Source organism: Modestobacter sp. SSW1-42, from assembly GCF_046635825.1.
Lineage (GTDB): Bacteria > Actinomycetota > Actinomycetes > Mycobacteriales > Geodermatophilaceae > Modestobacter.
Map to the genome: position 1 here is coordinate 483,596 of NZ_JBISCA010000002.1, position 16,694 is coordinate 500,289.

Consider the following 16,694-nt stretch of genomic DNA (forward strand, 5'->3'; position numbering starts at 1 on the left):
GGGGGGCGGGCCCTCTCGTGTGTGCAGGGGTCCCCGGCCGGCCGGGTGTCACCCGGCCGGACGGTCCTCCCTCAGTGGCTGTGGCCGTGCCCGCCGCCGTGCCCGTGGGTGTGGTGGGCACCCTCGGACTCCTCCTCGGCGGGCTTGTCCACGATCGCCGAGTCGGTCGTCAGGACCATCGAGGCGATCGACGCAGCGTGCGACAGCGCCGCCTTGGTGACCTTGACCGGGTCGATGACGCCCTGGGCAGCCAGGTCGCCGTACTCGCCGGTGGCGGCGTTGAAGCCCTGCCCGGCACCGAGCTCGCGGACGCGGCCGACGACGACCGGCCCCTCGAACCCGGCGTTGGAGGCGATCAGCGCCAGGGGGGTGTCGATGGCCCGGCGGACCGAGCGCGCACCGATCTGCTCGTCACCGGTGAGCGTGAGCTCGTCGATGGCCGCGGCGGCGTGCACCAGCGCGGAGCCACCACCGGGGACGACGCCCTCCTCGACCGCCGCACGGGTCGCGTTGATCGCGTCCTCGATGCGGAACTTCTTCTCCTTCATCTCGACCTCGGTGGCCGCGCCGACCCGGATCACCGCGACGCCGCCGGCCAGCTTCGCCAGCCGCTCCTGCAGCTTCTCGCGGTCCCAGTCGGAGTCGGTTGCCTCGATCTCGTTGCGGATCTGGGCGACCCGGTCGGCGATCGCACCGGAGGTGCCGCCACCGTCGACGATGGTGGTGTCGTCCTTGGTGACGGTGACCCGGCGGACGGTGCCGAGCACCTCGAGGCCGACGGAGTCCAGGGACAGGCCGATGTCCTCGCTGACGACCTGGCCACCGGTGACGACGGCGAGGTCGGTCATGAACGCCTTGCGGCGGTCACCGAAGTACGGGGACTTGACCGCGACGACCTTGATCGTCTTGCGGATGGAGTTGACGACCAGGGTCGACAGCGCCTCACCCTCGACGTCCTCGGCCACGATCAGCAGCGGGCGGCCGCCGGTCGAGAGCACCTTCTCCAGCAGCGGGAGCAGGTCGGACAGCGCGCTGATCTTGCCGCTGACCAGGAGCACGAGGGCGTCCTCGAGCACGGCCTCCATCGACTCGGAGTCGGTGACGAAGTACGGCGAGAGGTAGCCCTTGTCGAACTGCAGGCCCTCGGTGACGTCCAGCTCGGTCGTCATGCCGTTGGCCTCTTCGACGGTGATGACGCCGTCGTTGCCGACCCGCTCCATCGCCTCGCCGATCAGCTCGCCGACCTCGGCGTCCTGGGCGGAGATGGTGGCGACGCCGGCGATGGCCTTGCGGTCGTCGACCGGGATGGCGACGGCGTCCAGCGCGGCGGAGACCGCGTCGACGGCGGCGCGCATGCCGGCGCCCAGCGCCATCGGGTTGGCCCCGGCGGCCACGTTGCGCAGGCCCTCGTGCACCAGGGCCTGGGCCAGCACGGTGGCGGTGGTGGTGCCGTCGCCGGCGACGTCGTTGGTCTTGGTGGCGACGTTCTTGGCCAGCTGCGCGCCGAGGTTCTCGTACGGGTCCTCGAGCTCGATCTCACGGGCGATGGTGACGCCGTCGTTGGTGATCGTCGGCGGACCGAAGTTCTTGTTGATGACCACGTTGCGGCCGCGGGGGCCGAGGGTGACCTTGACGGCGTCGGCGAGCTTGTCGACGCCACGCTCGAGGGCGCGCCGGGCGTCCTCGTCGAACAGGATGATCTTGGCCATTGCCAGACCTCTCTCAGGGTGTCGCGGGGAGTGCGAGGGCAGACGACGACCGCCCCGGGACCCGGTGGATCGGGTCGCCGGGGCGGAAGTGACGTGCTGGAACGGCCTCGTCCCAGGGGCCCGCGGCGTGCGAAGCGCGTCGTGGGGTGGGACGAGGTCCTCTACTTGGTGACGACGGCGAGCAGGTCGCGCGCGGAGAGGACGAGGTAGTCCTCGCCGCCGTAGCGCACCTCGGTGCCGCCGTACTTCGAGTAGATGACCACGTCGCCGACGTTCACGTCGAGCGGGACCCGGTTGCCGTTGTCGTCGACCCGGCCGGGGCCGACCGCGATGACGGTGCCCTCCTGGGGCTTCTCCTTGGCGGTGTCCGGGATGACCAGGCCAGAGGCGGTGGTGGTCTCGGCCTCGTTGGCCTGGACCACGACCCGGTCCTCGAGCGGCTTGATGTTGACCTTGGTAGCGGTCGTCACAGGTGACGCCCCCTTCACTGTCGGACGGGCTTCCGGTGGATGGTGCGGTACTGCGGTGGTGCTGATGCTGTGGCACGGGGGCCGGGCCTGCCGTCGCGGGGGTCAGGCTGCAGCTCGTGTCGATTGGCACTCTACCCACGTGAGTGCCAGCCGCTCAACCGGGGTCACCCGCTCGGCTGGACGGTGGTGCGCCAGGCTGTGCGGGTGTCCAGCGACCTCGAGCCCGCCGACCAGGGCGCGGAGACCGTGCGCCAGCTGCGCTCGCTGGCCACCCCGGCCGGCGCCGCCGCGCTCACCCGGGCCGGGCAGCTGCTGGCCGCCCGCACCGACGCGGTGAGCGCGCTGAGCCGGTTGCGCGCCGAGGTGGGCGTGGAGCTCGCCGGCCCGGCCTGGGGCATCGCCCGGCAGCGCGAGCGCGCCCGGCCGGTGTTCGGCGCCGACGCCGACCGGCTGCTGTTCACCTCCGACGCCCTGGAGCAGGCAGGCCGGCCGGTGCTCGCCGACCGGCGTGCCGCCCGGCTGCTGGCCGGCGGCGCCGCGAGCGTCGTCGACCTGGGGTGCGCCGCCGGCACCGACACGGTCGCGCTCGCGCGGGGCGGCGCCCGGGTGCTCGCCGTCGACCTCGACCCGGTGGCCCGCGAGCTGACCGCGCTCAACACCGCTGCCCTCGGCCTCGCCGACCGGGTGGAGGTGGTGGCCGGGGACGCCGTCGCGCTGGTCGCCGCCGCCGAGGGGGGCCGGGTGGCCGGCTGCGACGCCGCCGTCCTCGACCCCGCCCGGCGCTCCGGCGGGAAGCGCCAGCTCGACCCCGACCGGTGGTCGCCGCCCTGGTCGACGGTGCAGGCCCTGCTGGACGCCGTCCCCACCTGCGCGGTGAAGGTGGCACCGGGGCTCGACCACGACCGGGTGCCGGCCGGGGTCGAGGCCGAGTGGGTGTCGGTCGGCGGCTCGATCGTCGAGGCGCTGCTGTGGGGCCGCGCGCCGTCGACGACCTGGCGGCGGGCGACCGTCGTCTCCCGGGACGGCGCCGTGCACGAGCTGACCGCCGACGCCGACCCCGGCCCGGCCCCCGACGGCCCGGTGCGCGGCTGGCTGCACGAGCCCGACCCGGCCGTCATCCGCTCCGGTCTGGTGTCCCTGGCCGGGCGGGAGCTGGAGGCGGACCTGGTCGACCCGACGATCGCCTACCTGACCTCCGACCGGCCCGGAGACTCCCCCTGGGTCACCTCGTACCCGGTCACCGACGTGCTCCCGTTCAACCTCAAGAAGCTCAAGGCGCTGCTGCGCTCCCGCGGGGTCGGGCGGGTGGTGGTCAAGAAGCGCGGGTCCGCGATCGAGCCGGAGACCCTGGTCCGCCAGCTGCGCGGTCCCGGTGACGGGACGGCGGTCGTCGTCGTCACCCGCGTCGCCGGCGCCCCGACCGTGCTGGTGTGCGGCCCGCCCACCTGAGGGCGGACGTGGCCGTCTCCGTCCTCGGGGGTCAGCGGCTGACGACCTCGATCGGGAGCGAGCTGTCCGCGCCCAGGTCGATCGCCGACGGCGCCACCCCGGCCTCGACCAGCCGGGAGCCGAGCGCGGCGACCATGGCGCCGTTGTCGGTGCACAGCCGGCGGCTGGGCACCCGCAGCACGATGCCGGCGGCGTCGCAGCGTTCCTGGGCCAGCGCCCGCAGCCGGGAGTTGGCCGCGACCCCGCCGCCGATGACCAGGTGGTCGACGCCGTGGTCGCGGCAGGCCCGCACCGCCTTGGCGGTGAGCACGTCGACGACCGCCTCCTGGAAGGACGCCGAGACGTCGGCGACCGGCACCGGCTCCCCCGCCCGCTCGCGCGCCTCCACCCAGCGGGCCACGGCGGTCTTCAGGCCGGAGAAGGAGAAGTCGTAGGGGGCGTCGCGGGGGCCGGTGAGGCCGCGCGGGAACCGGATGGCCGACGGGTCGCCCTCGGCGGCGGCCCGGTCGATCGGCGGACCACCGGGGAAGGGCAGGCCCAGCACCCGGGCGACCTTGTCGAAGGCCTCCCCCGCGGCGTCGTCGACCGTCCGGCCCAGCTCCTGCACGTCCTGGGCGAGGTCGGGCACCAGCAGCAGCGAGCTGTGCCCGCCCGAGACCAGCATCGCGATCGAGGGCTCGGCCAGCCGGCCGTGCTCCAGCTCGTCGACGGCGACGTGCGCGGCCAGGTGGTTGACCCCGTACAGCGGGACGTCGAGCGCCAGCGCGTACGCCTTGGCCGCCGCGACGCCGACCAGCAGCGCACCGGTCAGCCCCGGGCCGGCGGTCACGGCGACCGCGTCGACGTCGGAGGCGGTGACCCCGGCGTCGGCCAGCGCGCGGTGCACCGTGGGGACCATCGCCTCCAGGTGCGCTCGGCTGGCGATCTCGGGGATCACCCCGCCGAAGCGCTCGTGCTCGGCCATGGAGGTCGCGAGCGCGTCGGACAGCAGGGTCCGCCCGCGGACCAGGCCGATGCCGGTCTCGTCGCAGGAGGTCTCGAACCCCAGCACCAGCGGCTGCTCAGCCACGCTTCATCACCACTGCGTCCTCGCCGCTCAACGGGTAGTAGTTCGGCCGGACGCCGATGGGGACGAACCCGCGGCGGGCGTACAGCCCCTGGGTGGCCTCGTCGGTGGCGCGGACCTCCAGCAGCACCACCGGGACGGAACGCCGGTCGGCCTCGGCCAGCAGCGCGTCCAGCAACCGCCCGCCGGTCCCCTCGCCCTGCCGGGAGCCGGTGACCCCGATGGTGGCGATGTGCGCCTCGTCCGGGTAGGCGATCAGCCCGGCGTAGCCCACGACGTCGGTGCCGTCGACGGCCACCAGGTAGTGCCGGGTGTCGGTCATGCCCAGCTCCTCCAGGTACATCGCCCGGGTCCAGGTGTCGGGGGCGAAGAGCTCCTCCTCCAGGACCATGACCGTGCGGAGGTCCTCGCGCGTCATCGGCCGCAGTTCGACCGTCACTGGCTGACCGCCTTGCGGGTCACGTTCGGGACGGCGTCGGGGCGGCGCAGGTACAGCGGCTCCAGCGGCGCCGGCGGGTGGCCGAGCAGCGGGGCGGCGGCGCGGAGCAGCCCGGCGGTGGTGACGTCGGCGGCGGTGACCGGGTGGCCCAACCGCTCGGCGAACCGCGCGTCGCCCACGACCGGGGCGGCGACCGGCGCCTCCTCGGGCCGGTCCACGCCGGGGCCGGTGAGCCGGGCCCCGGCGACGTCGTAGGTGGCCCAGTGGACCTCCTTGCGGCGGGCGTCGGTGACCACCGAGCGGGCGCCGCTGCCGATGGCGTCGAGCGAGCAGACGCCGTGCACCGGCAGACCGCGGGCGTCACCGAACGCCGCCGCGGTGACGATGCCGACCCGCAGGCCGGTGTAGGGGCCCGGGCCCAGCCCGGTGACCACGGCGTCCAGGTCGGCCATCGCGACCCCGGCCTCGGCGAGCACCTCGCGCACCGCCGGGGTGAGCAGCTCGGCGTGCCGGTTGCCCGACTCCACGGCCCGCTCGGCCAGGACCTCGGTCGCGCCGTCGGGCGTCCACCGCGCCACGCCGACGACGAGGGTCGGGGTGGCGGTGTCGAGGGCGAGGACCAGCACGACCGACGAGCCTAGGCGGGTCAGACGCCCTGTCCCTCGGTGTCGGGGTTCTCCAGCCGGAAGAAGGTGCTCGGCCGGCCGTCGGTGTGGTCCTCCTGGTAGATGAAGTTCAGCCGGCGCTCGTCGAAGGTGCGGAACCAGTCGTCCCAGCTGATGTCGACGAGCTGGCCGTTCTGCTCGTCGAAGTGGATCCGCAGCCGCCCCGGACGGCCGTCGTACTCGCTGTTCGGCACGGTCGCCGGCCGGCCGCCGCGCGCCTCGGCCCACTCGCGGATGACCTCGTGGTGGGTGGTGACCAGGCTGCGGCCCTGCCGCTCGGGGTCCTCGTCGGTCGAGGTGATGTTCTGCGAGTACTCCAGGCTCTTGGAGTTCTTGTCCCCGGTGCGCACCTCGCCGCCGTCCGGCCCGGCGCCCAGGTCGTCGTCGGAGGCCGTGTCCGACCCGCCGTCGGTGCTGTCGCTGATCGCGTCGACCAGCTCGCCCTTGTTCTTCGACGAGGGCGCCTTGACGCCCTCCTCTCGCGCCACGTCGCGCAGCTCGTCGACCTTCATGTCCTCGAGCGGCTTGTCGTCGGTCGCCATCGGTTCCTCCTCGGTCGGGGTGGACGTCGACGGACGACTACCCGGACCGACCGGCGGCATGCCGCTCAGTCGTGCGCGATCCGCTGTTCCCAGCCGGGGCCGACGGGCACGAGCCGGGCGGTGCGGACGTCGTCGTCGCGGCGGTCGAGCTCCACGACCAGGTGCTCGTCGGCCAGCTGCTCGGCCAGCCCGTGGCCCCACTCGACGACGGTGACCGCCTCCTCGGCGGTCGCGTCCAGGTCGAGGTCGTCGACGTCGGCCATGCTGCCCAGCCGGTAGGCGTCGACGTGCACCAGGGGCACCCGCCCGCCCCGGTGCACCCGGGCCAGCACGAAGGTCGGCGAGGTGACCGGCCCCCGCACGCCCAGGCCGGCGCCGATGCCCTGGGTCAGCGCCGTCTTGCCCGCCCCCAGCGGACCGGCCAGGACGACGAGGTCGCCGGGGCGCAGCAGGTCGGCCAGCTCGCGGCCGAACGCCTGGGTGTCGGCCACCGTGGGCAGCTCTCGCTCGCGCCTCACAGCGTGCCCGCGATCGTGGCGAGGTCGGCGGCCAGCGCGGCCCGCGGCGCCCCGTTCGGGCCGAAGCGGATCGCCGCCGACGGGTGGTAGGTGACCCACACGGCCCGCCCGTCGACCTCGTGCGGGCGGCCGCGCACCTGGCCGAGCACGGTCCTGGGGCCGAGGAACCACTTCGCCGACGACAGCCCCAGCGCGAGCACCGTGCCGGCGTCGAGCAGCTCCAGCTGGCGGCGCAGCCAGCCGCTGCACCGGGCGACCTCCGGCGTCTTCGGCGTCCGGTTCGCCGGGGGGCGGCACTTGACGATGTTGAGGACGGCGCACTCGGCGCGGTCCAGCCCGGCCTCGGTGAGCAGCTGGTCGAGCAGCGCACCGCTCTTCCCCACGAAGGGCCGGCCGGTCTCGTCCTCGGTCGCACCGGGGGCCTCCCCCACGATCACCAGCCGCGGGCGGCCGGTGGCCGGCACGTCACCGACGACGACGTGCCGGCGGGTGCTGGCCAGCTCGGGGCAGGCCACGCACGAGCGGGCGACGGTGGCCAGCGCGGCCCAGTCGGGGGCGAGGGCGGCGGTGCGGGCGACCTCGTCGGCGGCCGCGTCGAGGCGGGGCGGTCGGGGAGCGGCCACGTGCCCACCCTACGGGCGCTCGGCCCGGCCCGCCCCGACCGCCCGCAGCAGCTCCGACAGGGCCGCGGTGACCTCGTCCGGCCTCTCCAGCAGCACCAGGTGACCGGCGTCCGGGACGACGACGAAGCGCACCGGGCCCGACCCGCCGGCCTCCAGTTGCTCGACGATCCGCTCGCTGTGCGCCTTCGGGATCATCTTGTCCGCGTCGCCGGTGAGCACCAGCGTGGGCACCCGGCGCAGCGGCTCGATCGCCCCGCCGGCGTCGAGGCCGGCGATGGCCGGGTAGAACTCCGCGATCACGTCGACCGGCGTGCCGCCGATCATCGCGTCGACGTACCGGCCCAGCGCCGGGTCGACGTCGGTGGAGGAGAACGACAGCGACCAGGTGGCCGCGGAGACGATGCCCCGGGCCAGCCGGCGGGTGTGCTCGGCGAGCGCGGGACGGCGGCGCATGGTCCACGCGGCGACGGGGATGACCGCGGTGCGCACCCGGGTGAGCAGGTGCGGCAGCCCCAGGTCCAGGTCGGCCAGGTTGCCCGACGACGTGGAGACCAGCGCGACGCCCACCACCCGGCTGCCGAACAGCTCCGGCCGGCGCTGGGCGAGGGCGAGCACCGTCATGCCGCCCATCGAGTGCCCGACCAGCACCACCGGGCCGCGCGGCACCCGGGCGGTGAGCACCGACTCGAGGTCGGCGGCCAGCTGCTCCATCGTCGAGTGGTCGGCCGGCCCGCGGCCCGAGGAGCCGTGGCCGCGCTGGTCGTAGAAGACCAGCCGCGCCCGCGGCCGGTGCCCGTTGGCGGTGGCGAGCTCGGCCCCCAGGTTGCGGCGCTGGAAGGTCCACGAGGCCATCGACAGGGCGTAGCCGTGGACGAGGACGACGGTCAGCGGGGCGTCGGCCGGGCCGACCTCCTCCACCGACAGCGGCACACCGTCGTCGGCGTGCACCACCGCCGTGCGGTCGGCCGGGCGGCTCTGCAGGCCCAGCGGGTCCTGCTCGCGCAGCTCCGCGGCCGGGACGTCGCCCACCTCACGGCCGTCGTCCCCCGCCGCGCCGGCCAGCTGCCCGGCGCGGACCGCCGAGGTGGCCGACCGGGTGACCGCGACCCCGATGGCCGTGCCGGCGGCGGCCAGCCCGACCACGGCGCCGATGAGCCCCGCGGTGCGGCCCAGGTGGTGGTCGGCGAGCGGGTGCCGGGTCATCGCAGGACCCCGGCGGTGCCGACGTGCCGGCGGCGGAAGCGCCCGCCGACGCGGGTCACCAGCTCGTAGTGGATGGTGCCGACCGCGTCGGCCCACTGCTGCGCGGTCGGCTCGCCGTCGGTGCCCGGACCCCACAGCACGACCGGGTCGCCCGGGGCGATCGGGTCCTGGCCCACGTCGAGCACGAACTGGTCCATCGAGACCCGGCCGGCGATGGTGCGCCGGGCCCCGGCCGCGAGCACCGGGGCCACGTTCCCGGCGGCGCGCGGGACACCGTCGGCGTACCCGACCGGCACGAGGGCGAGCGTGGTCTCCCCGCCGGTGGTGTAGCTGTGGCCGTAGGAGACGCCGACCCCACCCGGCACCCGCTTGGTCAGCGCGACCCGCGCCTGCACGGTCATCGCCGGGCGCAGGCCGTGCGCCGCCGGGTCACCGCCCAGCGGGTCCAGGCCGTAGATCGCCACCCCGGGGCGGACGAGGTCGTACCAGGTCTCGGGCAGCGCGACCGTGGCGGCGGAGTTGGCCAGGTGCCGCACGGCGTCGGTCAACCCGGCCGCGCGGGCGAGGGCGACGGCCTCGTCGAACACCCGCACCTGCGCCCCGACCGCGGGCGAGCCCGGGACGTCGGCGGAGGCGAGGTGGCTCCACAGCCCGGAGACGACCACGTCGCCGTCGGCCTGCGCGCGGGCGGCGGCGGCCACCAGCCCGGGCCAGTCGGCCGGGGTGGCGCCCTCGCGGGAGAGGCCGGTGTCGGCGAACAGGTGCACCGACGCCGTCCGGCCGGTGGCCCGGGCGGCCTCGACGACCTCGGCCAGGCCCCACTCCGCGTTGACCGACACCTCGACGTCGGCGGCCAGGGCGGCGGTGAGGTCCTCGCCCGGCCCGTTGAGCCAGGCCAGCACGGGTGCGGTGACCCCACCGGCGCGCAGGGCGAGCGCCTCCTCGACGACGGCGACCCCGAGCCGGTCGGCACCGCCGGCCAGCGCGGCGCGCGCGGCGGGGAGCATGCCGTGCCCGTAGCCGTCGGCCTTGACCACCGCCATCAGCGGCCGGCCCACCCGCTCGCGCAGGACGGCGACGTTGGCCGCGATGGCGTCCAGGTCGACCACCACCTCGGCACGGTGGTCGAGCCCCCGCTGCAGCTGCGTCACGCCGACCACTCTCCCAGAGCCCCGGCGGTCAACGGCGCAGCCGGGCGATCGTCTCCGGCAGGCGGCGGACCAGGTCACCGGCGATCAGCGGACCGCGCTCGGCCGCCAGCTGCCCGGCGCGGCCGTGCAGGTGGGCCGCCGCCGCCGCGGCCTCGGCGGCGGGCAGCCCGGTCGCCAGCAGCGCACCGAGGACGCCGGCGAGCACGTCGCCGGTGCCTGCGGTGGCCAGCCACGGCGTGCCGGTGGCGTTGACGAACGTGCGGCCGGCGGCCTCGGCGACCACGGTGGCGTCGCCCTTGAGCAGCACCGTGCAGCCCAGCTCGGCCGCACCCCGGCGGGCGGCGGCGATCCGGTCGGTGCCCACGTCGCCGAAGATCCGGGCGAACTCGCGGTCGTGCGGGGTGAGGACCGTGGGGGCGCCGCGGTCGTGCACCAGCCCGGGGTGCTGGGAGACCAGGGTCAGCCCGTCGGCGTCCACCACGACCGGCAGGTCGGTGGCCAGCACCTCGGTGAGCACGCTGAGCGCGTCGTCGTCGGTGCCCATGCCGGGCCCGGCCACCCAGGCCTGCACGCGGCCGGCGTCCGCTGGTCGGCCGGAGGTGACGATCGCCTCCGGCCACGCGGCGCGCACGCCCGCGGCCGCGGTGCCCGCGTAGCGGACCAGGCCCGGGCGGGTGCGCAGCGCGGCCCCGGTGCAGAGCACGCCGGCACCGGGGTAGGTGGCGGAGCCCGCGAGGACGCCGACCACGCCGCGGGAGTACTTGTCGTCGCCGGCCGCGGGGGCGTCCAGGTGCGCGGCGACGTCGCCGTCGGTGAGCTGGACGGCGTCCGGCTCCGGCAGCACCGCGCCCAGGCCGATGTCGACCAGGTGCACGGTGCCGGCCAGGCCGCGGCCCGCGCCGACCACCAGTCCGGGCTTGAGCGCACCGAAGGTGACCGTGTGCTGGGCGGCGAAGGCCGCGCCGGGCACCTCGCCGGTGTCGGCCGCGACGCCGCTGGGGACGTCGACGGCGACCAGCAGTCCCGGCCCGGCGGTGGCCCGGGCGACGAGCGCGGCGGCCGCGGGGCGCAGCGGCCCGGTGCCGCCGATCCCGACGATGCCGTCGAGCACGAGGTCGGCCCGCTCGAGCCCGGCGCCCTCGGCGTCCACGACCCGCCCGCCGGCCCGCTGCAGCGCGGCCAGTCCCCCGGCGTGCGCCCGCTCCGGGGACAGCAGGACGGCGCGGACCTGCGCGCCGCGGGCGGCCAACCGGGCGCCGGCCAGCAGCGCGTCACCCCCGTTGTCGCCGGGGCCGACGAGCAGCACCACCCGGGCGCCGGCCACCCGGCCGAGCAGGCCGGCGCAGACCGTGGCCAGACCGGTGGCGGCGCGCTGCATGAGGGTGTCCGGGCGCAGACCGGCCAGCAGCGCCCGCTCGGCGGGCCGCAGCTGCGCTGCGGTGTAGAGCCCGTTCACGACGTCCCCTCGGCGATGACCACGGCCGAGGCGATGCCCCCGTCGTGGCTCAGCGACACGTGCCAGGAGGTGACCCCCAGCTCGGTGGCCCGGCGTGCGACGGTGCCGCGCACCTCGAGGAACGGCCGGCCGCGCTCGCCGACCACCACCTCCGCGTCGTGCCAGTGCAGGTCCCCCGGGGCGCCGAGCGCCTTGGCCAGCGCCTCCTTGGCCGCGAACCGGGCGGCCAGGGACTCCCCGGTGCGCTCGGCCCCCGACGGGGTGCGCTGCTCGGCGGCGGTGAACAGCCGGTCGCGCAGGCCCGGCGTGCGGGTGAGCGAGGCGGCGAACCGCTCGACCGGGCAGACGTCGATGCCGACCCCGATGATCACCCCGCCAGTCTGCCCCGCGACCGGGACCGCCGTCCCCCTGCACCAACGTCTGTCCTCCCTCGACAACGCTGGTGCGGGAGGACAGACGGTGATCAGGTCACCTGATCACCGTCTGCGGCGGACAGGCGGCTACTCGACGGTGACGGACTTGGCCAGGTTGCGGGGCTGGTCGACGTCCAGGCCGCGGGTGTCGGCGATCTCGCAGGCCAGCACCTGCAGCGGCACGGTGGTGACCACCGGGGCCAGCAGCGTGGGCGTGCGCGGCACCCGGATGACGTGGTCGGCGTAGGGCAGCACGTCGTCGTCGCCCTCCTCGGCGATCACGATCGTGCGGGCTCCGCGGGCGCGGACCTCCTGGATGTTGGAGACCACCTTGGCGTGCACCGACCCGCGGCTGCGCGGCGAGGGCACGATCACCACGACCGGGGTGCCCTGGTCGATGAGCGCGATCGAGCCGTGCTTGAGCTCGCCGGCGGCGAAGCCCTCGGCGTGGATGTAGGCCAGCTCCTTGAGCTTGAGCGCGCCCTCGAGGGCGACCGGGTAGCCGACGTGGCGGCCGAGGAACAGCAGCGTGCCCTCCGTCGCCAGCGAACGGCCCAGCTCGCGGACCGGCTCCATCTGCTCCAGCACCCGGGTGACGGCGGCGGGCAGCGCGCGCAGCTCGTCGACGATGGCGGAGACCTCGTCGGCGTACTTGACCCCGCGGACCTGGGCGAGGAACGCGCCGACCAGGTAGCAGGCGACGACCTGGGTGAGGAACCCCTTGGTCGAGGCGACGGCGACCTCGGGGCCGGCGTGGGTGTAGAGGACGGCATCGGACTCGCGCGGGATGGTCGAGCCGTTGGCGTTGCAGATGGCCAGCACGCGGGCCTTCTGCTCCTTGGCGTGCCGCAGCGCCATCAGGGTGTCCATGGTCTCGCCGGACTGGCTGATGACCACGACCAGCGTGGACCGGTCCAGCACCGGGTCGCGGTAGCGGAACTCGCTGGCCAGCTCGACCTCGACCGGGATGCGGGTCCAGTGCTCGATGGCGTACTTGGCGATCAGCCCGGCGTGGTACGCGGTGCCACAGGCGACGACGAACACCTTGTCGACGTCGCGCAGCTCCTGGTCGGACAGGCGCACCTCGTCGAGCACCAGCTCACCGGACTCGCCGAGGCGGCCCAGCAGGGTGTCGGCGATGGCCTGGGGCTGCTCGGCGATCTCCTTGAGCATGAACCAGGGGTAGCCGCCCTTCTCGGCGGCGGCGGCGTCCCAGTCGACGGTGCGCGTGCGCGGCTCGACGACGGTGCCGTCGAAGCCGGTGACGGTGACGCCCCCGGTGCGGTCGAGCAGGACGACCTGGTCCTCCTCGACGTCGAGCGCGGTGCGGGTGTGCCCGATGAACGCGGCGACGTCGGAGCCGAGGAAGTACTCGCCCTCACCGACGCCGACGACCAGCGGGCTGTTGCGGCGGGAGGCGACCAGCCGGTCGGGCTCGGCGGTGTGGGTGGCGACCAGGGTGAAGGCGCCCTCGAGCCGGCGGCTCACCACCCGCATGGCCTCGGCCAGCCGGTCGGGCCCGGCCGGGGTGTCGCGGTAGACGGCGGCCAGCAGGTGGGCGACGACCTCGGTGTCGGTCTCGGAAGCGAACTCGATCCCGGTCGCCTCGATCTCGGCGCGCAGCGGGGCGAAGTTCTCGATGATCCCGTTGTGGATCACCGCCACGGTGCCGTCGGCGGAGACGTGCGGGTGCGCGTTGCGGTCGGTGGGCCCACCGTGGGTGGCCCACCGGGTGTGGCCGATGCCGATGGTCGAGGGCGGGAGCTCCTCCTGGGCCAGCACCTTCTCGAGGTTGGCGAGCTTGCCGGCCTTCTTGGCCGTGCTCAGCCGCCCCTCGGTCAGCAGGGCCACCCCGGCCGAGTCATAGCCCCGGTACTCCAGCCGGCGGAGCCCCTCCAGGACGACGTCCAACGAGTTCTGCGGGCCGACGTACCCCACGATGCCGCACATTCTGGCGACGATACCGCCGCGGACGGCGTACGCCGCTCACCCGGCGGGGGGACGGTGGTCACCCGTCGCCGGTCCGGCCGCCGTGGGGGACGCCCGGACCCGGGCTCAGGAGGCGGCGGCGACGACCGCGGCGAGCCGTGCGGCGACGGCGTCGGCCTGCTCCTGGGTGGGGGCCTCGACCATCACCCGGACCAGCTGCTCGGTGCCCGACGGGCGCAGCAGCACCCGCCCGGTGTCGCCGAGCTCGGCCTCGACCTCGTTCACCGCACGGGCGACCTCGTCGCTCGCGGCGACGGCCAGCCGGTCGGCGACCGGGACGTTGACCAGGATCTGCGGCAGCTTGTGCACCACGGAGGCCAGCTCGGCCAGCGACGCGCCGGTGGCGCTCATCCGCGACAGCAGGGCCAGCCCGGTGAGCAGCCCGTCGCCGGTGGTCGCCCAGTCGAGGAAGACCAGGTGGCCGCTCTGCTCGCCGCCCAGCGACAGCCCGCGGGAGCGGAGCGCCTCGAGCACGTAGCGGTCGCCGACCGCGGTGGTGGCGACGGTGATGCCGGCCTCGCGCATCGTGTGGTGGAAGCCCAGGTTGCTCATCACGGTGGCCACGACGGTCGAGTCGGTGAGGTTGCCGCTCTCGTGCAGGGCGAGGGCACAGATGGCCAGGATCGCGTCGCCGTCGACGACGTCGCCGTCGGCGGTGACCGCCAGGCAGCGGTCGGCGTCGCCGTCGTGGGCGATGCCGATGTCGGCGCCGTGCCGGGCGACGGCGTCCTTCAGCGGACCCAGGTGGGTCGAGCCGATGCCGTCGTTGATGTTCCAGCCGTCGGGCTCACCACCGATGACGTGCACCTGGGCGCCGGCCCGCCGGTACACCTCGGGGGCGCAGCGGGAGGCGGCACCGTGCGCGCAGTCGACGACGACGCGCAGGCCCCGCAGCGGCTGGCGCAGGGCGGAGAGCACGTGGTCGATGTAGTCCTCGGCCGCGCCGGTGAGGTCGCGCACGCGGCCGACCCCACCACCGGTGGGGCGGTGGTCGTCGGGCTCGAGGCCGGCGACCCGCCGTTCGATCGAGGCCTCCAGCGCGTCGGGCAGCTTGTGGCCGCCCCGGCTGAAGAGCTTGATGCCGTTGTCGGGCATCGGGTTGTGGCTGGCCGAGATCATCACGCCGAGGTCGGCGTCCGTGCGCCCGGTCAGGTACGCCACGGCCGGGGTGGGGAGCACCCCGACGCGGAGGACCTCGGCGCCGGCGCTGGCCAGGCCCGCGACCACGGCCGCCTCCAGCATCTCCCCGCTCGCGCGGGGGTCGCGCCCCACGACCGCGACGGGACGCGAGGTCCCGTCGCGGTCGGAGAGCACGCTGGCGGCGGCGCGGGCCACGGACATGGCCAGCTCCGGCGTCAGGTCGGCGTTGGCCCGGCCACGGACGCCGTCGGTTCCGAAGAGGCGTCCCATGGGAGGACGTGCCGCCGGCGCGTCAGCGCTTGGAGTACTGGGGCGCCTTGCGGGCCTTCTTCAGGCCGTACTTCTTCCGCTCGACGACGCGGGGGTCGCGGGTGAGGAAGCCGGCCTTCTTGAGGGCCGGGCGGTCGTCGGCCTCGATCTCGATGAGCGCGCGGGCGATCGCCAGGCGGAGCGCACCGGCCTGACCGGAGACGCCACCACCGTGCAGGATGCCGACGACGTCGTACTGGTCGGCCTTCTCCAGGATCACGAACGGCTCACGGATGAGCTGCTGGTGCACCTTGTTGGGGAAGTAGTTCTCGATGGTGCGGCCGTTGAGCCGGAACTGGCCGGTGCCGGGGAGCAGGCGCACCCGGACGATGGCCTCCTTGCGGCGACCCACCGTCTGGATCGGACGCCCGTCGGCGTCGGTGATGGTCTGGGCGCTGGTCACTGGGACACCTGCTTGATCTCGAAGGGCTGGGGCTGCTGGGCGGCGTGCGGGTGCTCGGGCCCGGCGTAGACCTTGAGCTTGGAGAGCATCTGCCGGCCCAGCGAGTTGTGCGGCAGCATGCCCTTGATCGCCCGCTCGACGGTGCGGTCGGGGCGCGTCTTCAGCTCGTCGCCGACGTTGATCGTCGTCAGGCCGCCCGGGTAGCCGGAGTGCCGGTAGGCGAGCTTCCGGTCGTTCTTGGAGCCGGTCAGCGCCACCTTGCCCGCGTTGACGATGACGACGAAGTCACCGGCGTCCACGTGGGGGGCGAACTGGGGCTTGTGCTTGCCGCGCAGCAGGATCGCGGTCTGGCTGGCGAGTCGACCGAGCACCACGTCGGTGGCGTCGATGACGTGCCAGGCCCGGGTGATGTCACCGGGCTTGGGGGTGTACGTGCGCACGAGGCTCACTGTCCTTCGTCGTCGTCTGGCGGGTGGCTGGTGGGATCGCCTCACCGAGCACGGGAGACTTGGGCTTGTCCGGTCGAGAGACCGGGCCCCGGACACGCGCGCACCAGCCGGCGTCGCGCACCAACCGAGAACAGTACCAGCGAGCTAGGACGCCGGTCCCCGGCCCTGCTGCAGGGGCTGGGGGGCGGCAGGGTCCTCGATCTCGCGCAGCCGACCGGTGCCGACGTCGTAGACCGTGCCCCGGACCTCGGTGGACAGCAGGTACGGCGTCCGGCGGATCACCCGCATCGACTCCCGCACGTCCTCGTCCACGTCGGTGAACGCCTGCGCCACCCACGGCGGCCGGTACCCGGTGGCGCGCTCGACGACGTCGGCCAGGTCGGTGTCGGTCGTCTTCTGCAGACCGCAGTCGGTGTGGTGCACCAGCACCACCGACCGGGTGCCCAGCAGGTGCTGGGAGATGGTCAGCGAGCGCAGGGTGTCCTCGGTGACCACGCCGCCGGCGTTGCGGATGACGTGGGCGTCGCCGACGGCCAGCCCGAGCAGGCCGAACAGCGGCATCCGGGAGTCCATGCAGGCCACGACGGCGACCTTGCGCGCCGGGGCGACCGGGAGCTCCCCGGGGAACTCCGCGAGCCACGCGCCGTTGGCCGCCAGCATCTGGTCGATCTCGCTCATCGCCACCACCCTCTCCTCGCCG

General features: G+C 75.0%; 18 protein-coding genes. 1 reads left to right on the top strand and 17 read right to left on the bottom strand.

Annotation, left to right across the window (positions count from 1 at the left end; translation table 11 throughout):
* Positions 1–71: 71 nt before the first annotated feature.
* On the bottom strand, positions 72–1,709 hold the full coding sequence (gene groL, locus ACGBYP_RS07505) for a chaperonin GroEL (protein WP_411582645.1): 1,638 nt from the start codon (positions 1,707–1,709) through the stop codon (positions 72–74).
* 161 nt (positions 1,710–1,870) lie between these two features.
* Complete coding sequence (gene groES / locus ACGBYP_RS07510) at positions 1,871–2,179, bottom strand: co-chaperone GroES (protein ID WP_411582646.1); 309 nt, start codon at positions 2,177–2,179, stop codon at positions 1,871–1,873.
* 204 nt (positions 2,180–2,383) lie between these two features.
* On the opposite strand from groES, the gene ACGBYP_RS07515 reads away from it, so the two are divergent.
* Positions 2,384–3,628 (top strand): class I SAM-dependent methyltransferase, encoded by a 1,245-nt coding sequence (locus ACGBYP_RS07515; RefSeq protein WP_411582647.1) that lies wholly within the window; start codon positions 2,384–2,386, stop codon positions 3,626–3,628.
* A 31-nt stretch (positions 3,629–3,659) separates the two neighbouring features.
* On the opposite strand, the gene tsaD is transcribed toward ACGBYP_RS07515, so the two are convergent.
* The 15 genes from tsaD to ACGBYP_RS07590 form a co-directional block, all read right to left on the bottom strand.
* Positions 3,660–4,697 carry a tRNA (adenosine(37)-N6)-threonylcarbamoyltransferase complex transferase subunit TsaD gene (tsaD, locus tag ACGBYP_RS07520; RefSeq protein ID WP_411582648.1) on the bottom strand — a complete coding sequence of 346 codons (1,038 nt, stop codon included), beginning with the start codon at positions 4,695–4,697 and terminating at the stop codon, positions 3,660–3,662.
* Positions 4,690–5,112, bottom strand: coding sequence for a ribosomal protein S18-alanine N-acetyltransferase (gene rimI / locus ACGBYP_RS07525; RefSeq protein WP_411582649.1), 423 nt, complete (start codon positions 5,110–5,112; stop codon positions 4,690–4,692). The genes tsaD and rimI overlap by 8 nt, the downstream gene beginning before the upstream one ends.
* A 17-nt stretch (positions 5,113–5,129) precedes the next feature.
* Positions 5,130–5,759, bottom strand: a complete 630-nt coding sequence (gene tsaB / locus ACGBYP_RS07530; RefSeq protein WP_411582651.1) for a tRNA (adenosine(37)-N6)-threonylcarbamoyltransferase complex dimerization subunit type 1 TsaB — start codon at positions 5,757–5,759, stop codon at positions 5,130–5,132.
* 20 nt (positions 5,760–5,779) lie between these two features.
* The gene (locus ACGBYP_RS07535) at positions 5,780–6,340 is read right to left on the bottom strand and encodes a Rho termination factor N-terminal domain-containing protein (protein WP_411582653.1); all 561 of its coding nucleotides are present in this window, start codon (positions 6,338–6,340) and stop codon (positions 5,780–5,782) included.
* A gap of 65 nt (positions 6,341–6,405) precedes the next feature.
* A complete protein-coding gene (gene tsaE / locus ACGBYP_RS07540; protein ID WP_411582655.1) occupies positions 6,406–6,858 on the bottom strand; it encodes a tRNA (adenosine(37)-N6)-threonylcarbamoyltransferase complex ATPase subunit type 1 TsaE in 453 nt (150 codons plus the stop codon).
* On the bottom strand, positions 6,855–7,481 hold the full coding sequence (locus ACGBYP_RS07545; protein ID WP_411582656.1) for a uracil-DNA glycosylase: 627 nt from the start codon (positions 7,479–7,481) through the stop codon (positions 6,855–6,857). Before ACGBYP_RS07545 ends, tsaE begins: the two co-directional genes overlap by 4 nt.
* Before the next feature lie 9 nt (positions 7,482–7,490).
* Positions 7,491–8,684: an alpha/beta fold hydrolase gene (locus tag ACGBYP_RS07550; protein ID WP_411582658.1), complete on the bottom strand. Its 1,194-nt coding sequence runs from the start codon at positions 8,682–8,684 to the stop codon at positions 7,491–7,493.
* Positions 8,681–9,835: an alanine racemase gene (gene alr / locus ACGBYP_RS07555; protein WP_411582660.1), complete on the bottom strand. Its 1,155-nt coding sequence runs from the start codon at positions 9,833–9,835 to the stop codon at positions 8,681–8,683. Before alr ends, ACGBYP_RS07550 begins: the two co-directional genes overlap by 4 nt.
* 28 nt (positions 9,836–9,863) lie before the next feature.
* Positions 9,864–11,291 (bottom strand): NAD(P)H-hydrate dehydratase, encoded by a 1,428-nt coding sequence (locus ACGBYP_RS07560; RefSeq protein ID WP_411582662.1) that lies wholly within the window; start codon positions 11,289–11,291, stop codon positions 9,864–9,866.
* Positions 11,288–11,662, bottom strand: coding sequence for a holo-ACP synthase (locus ACGBYP_RS07565; protein WP_411582664.1), 375 nt, complete (start codon positions 11,660–11,662; stop codon positions 11,288–11,290). The genes ACGBYP_RS07560 and ACGBYP_RS07565 overlap by 4 nt, the downstream gene beginning before the upstream one ends.
* Before the next feature lie 129 nt (positions 11,663–11,791).
* Positions 11,792–13,654, bottom strand: a complete 1,863-nt coding sequence (gene glmS, locus ACGBYP_RS07570) for a glutamine--fructose-6-phosphate transaminase (isomerizing) (RefSeq protein WP_411582666.1) — start codon at positions 13,652–13,654, stop codon at positions 11,792–11,794.
* A 105-nt stretch (positions 13,655–13,759) separates the two neighbouring features.
* Positions 13,760–15,103, bottom strand: coding sequence for a phosphoglucosamine mutase (glmM, locus tag ACGBYP_RS07575; RefSeq protein ID WP_411582668.1), 1,344 nt, complete (start codon positions 15,101–15,103; stop codon positions 13,760–13,762).
* Between the two features lie 22 nt (positions 15,104–15,125).
* Entirely contained in the window at positions 15,126–15,545 is a 420-nt protein-coding gene (gene rpsI / locus ACGBYP_RS07580) for a 30S ribosomal protein S9 (protein WP_411582670.1), read from the bottom strand.
* Complete coding sequence (rplM, locus tag ACGBYP_RS07585) at positions 15,542–15,985, bottom strand: 50S ribosomal protein L13 (RefSeq protein ID WP_237496094.1); 444 nt, start codon at positions 15,983–15,985, stop codon at positions 15,542–15,544. Before rplM ends, rpsI begins: the two co-directional genes overlap by 4 nt.
* A 153-nt stretch (positions 15,986–16,138) precedes the next feature.
* A complete protein-coding gene (locus ACGBYP_RS07590; RefSeq protein ID WP_411582672.1) occupies positions 16,139–16,672 on the bottom strand; it encodes a beta-class carbonic anhydrase in 534 nt (177 codons plus the stop codon).
* Positions 16,673–16,694: the final 22 nt, after the last annotated feature.

Bases quoted from the DNA above. Each gene is read 5' to 3' on its own strand.
- glmM (WP_411582668.1), bottom strand. From the start codon at position 15,103: ATGGGACGCCTCTTCGGAACCGACGGCGTCCGTGGCCGGGCCAACGCC.
- ACGBYP_RS07550 (WP_411582658.1), bottom strand. From the start codon at position 8,684: ATGACCCGGCACCCGCTCGCCGACCACCACCTGGGCCGCACCGCGGGG.
- ACGBYP_RS07535 (WP_411582653.1), bottom strand. From the start codon at position 6,340: ATGGCGACCGACGACAAGCCGCTCGAGGACATGAAGGTCGACGAGCTG.
- glmS (WP_411582666.1), bottom strand. From the start codon at position 13,654: ATGTGCGGCATCGTGGGGTACGTCGGCCCGCAGAACTCGTTGGACGTC.
- rimI (WP_411582649.1), bottom strand. From the start codon at position 5,112: ATGACGCGCGAGGACCTCCGCACGGTCATGGTCCTGGAGGAGGAGCTC.
- groL (WP_411582645.1), bottom strand. From the start codon at position 1,709: ATGGCCAAGATCATCCTGTTCGACGAGGACGCCCGGCGCGCCCTCGAG.
- ACGBYP_RS07590 (WP_411582672.1), bottom strand. From the start codon at position 16,672: ATGAGCGAGATCGACCAGATGCTGGCGGCCAACGGCGCGTGGCTCGCG.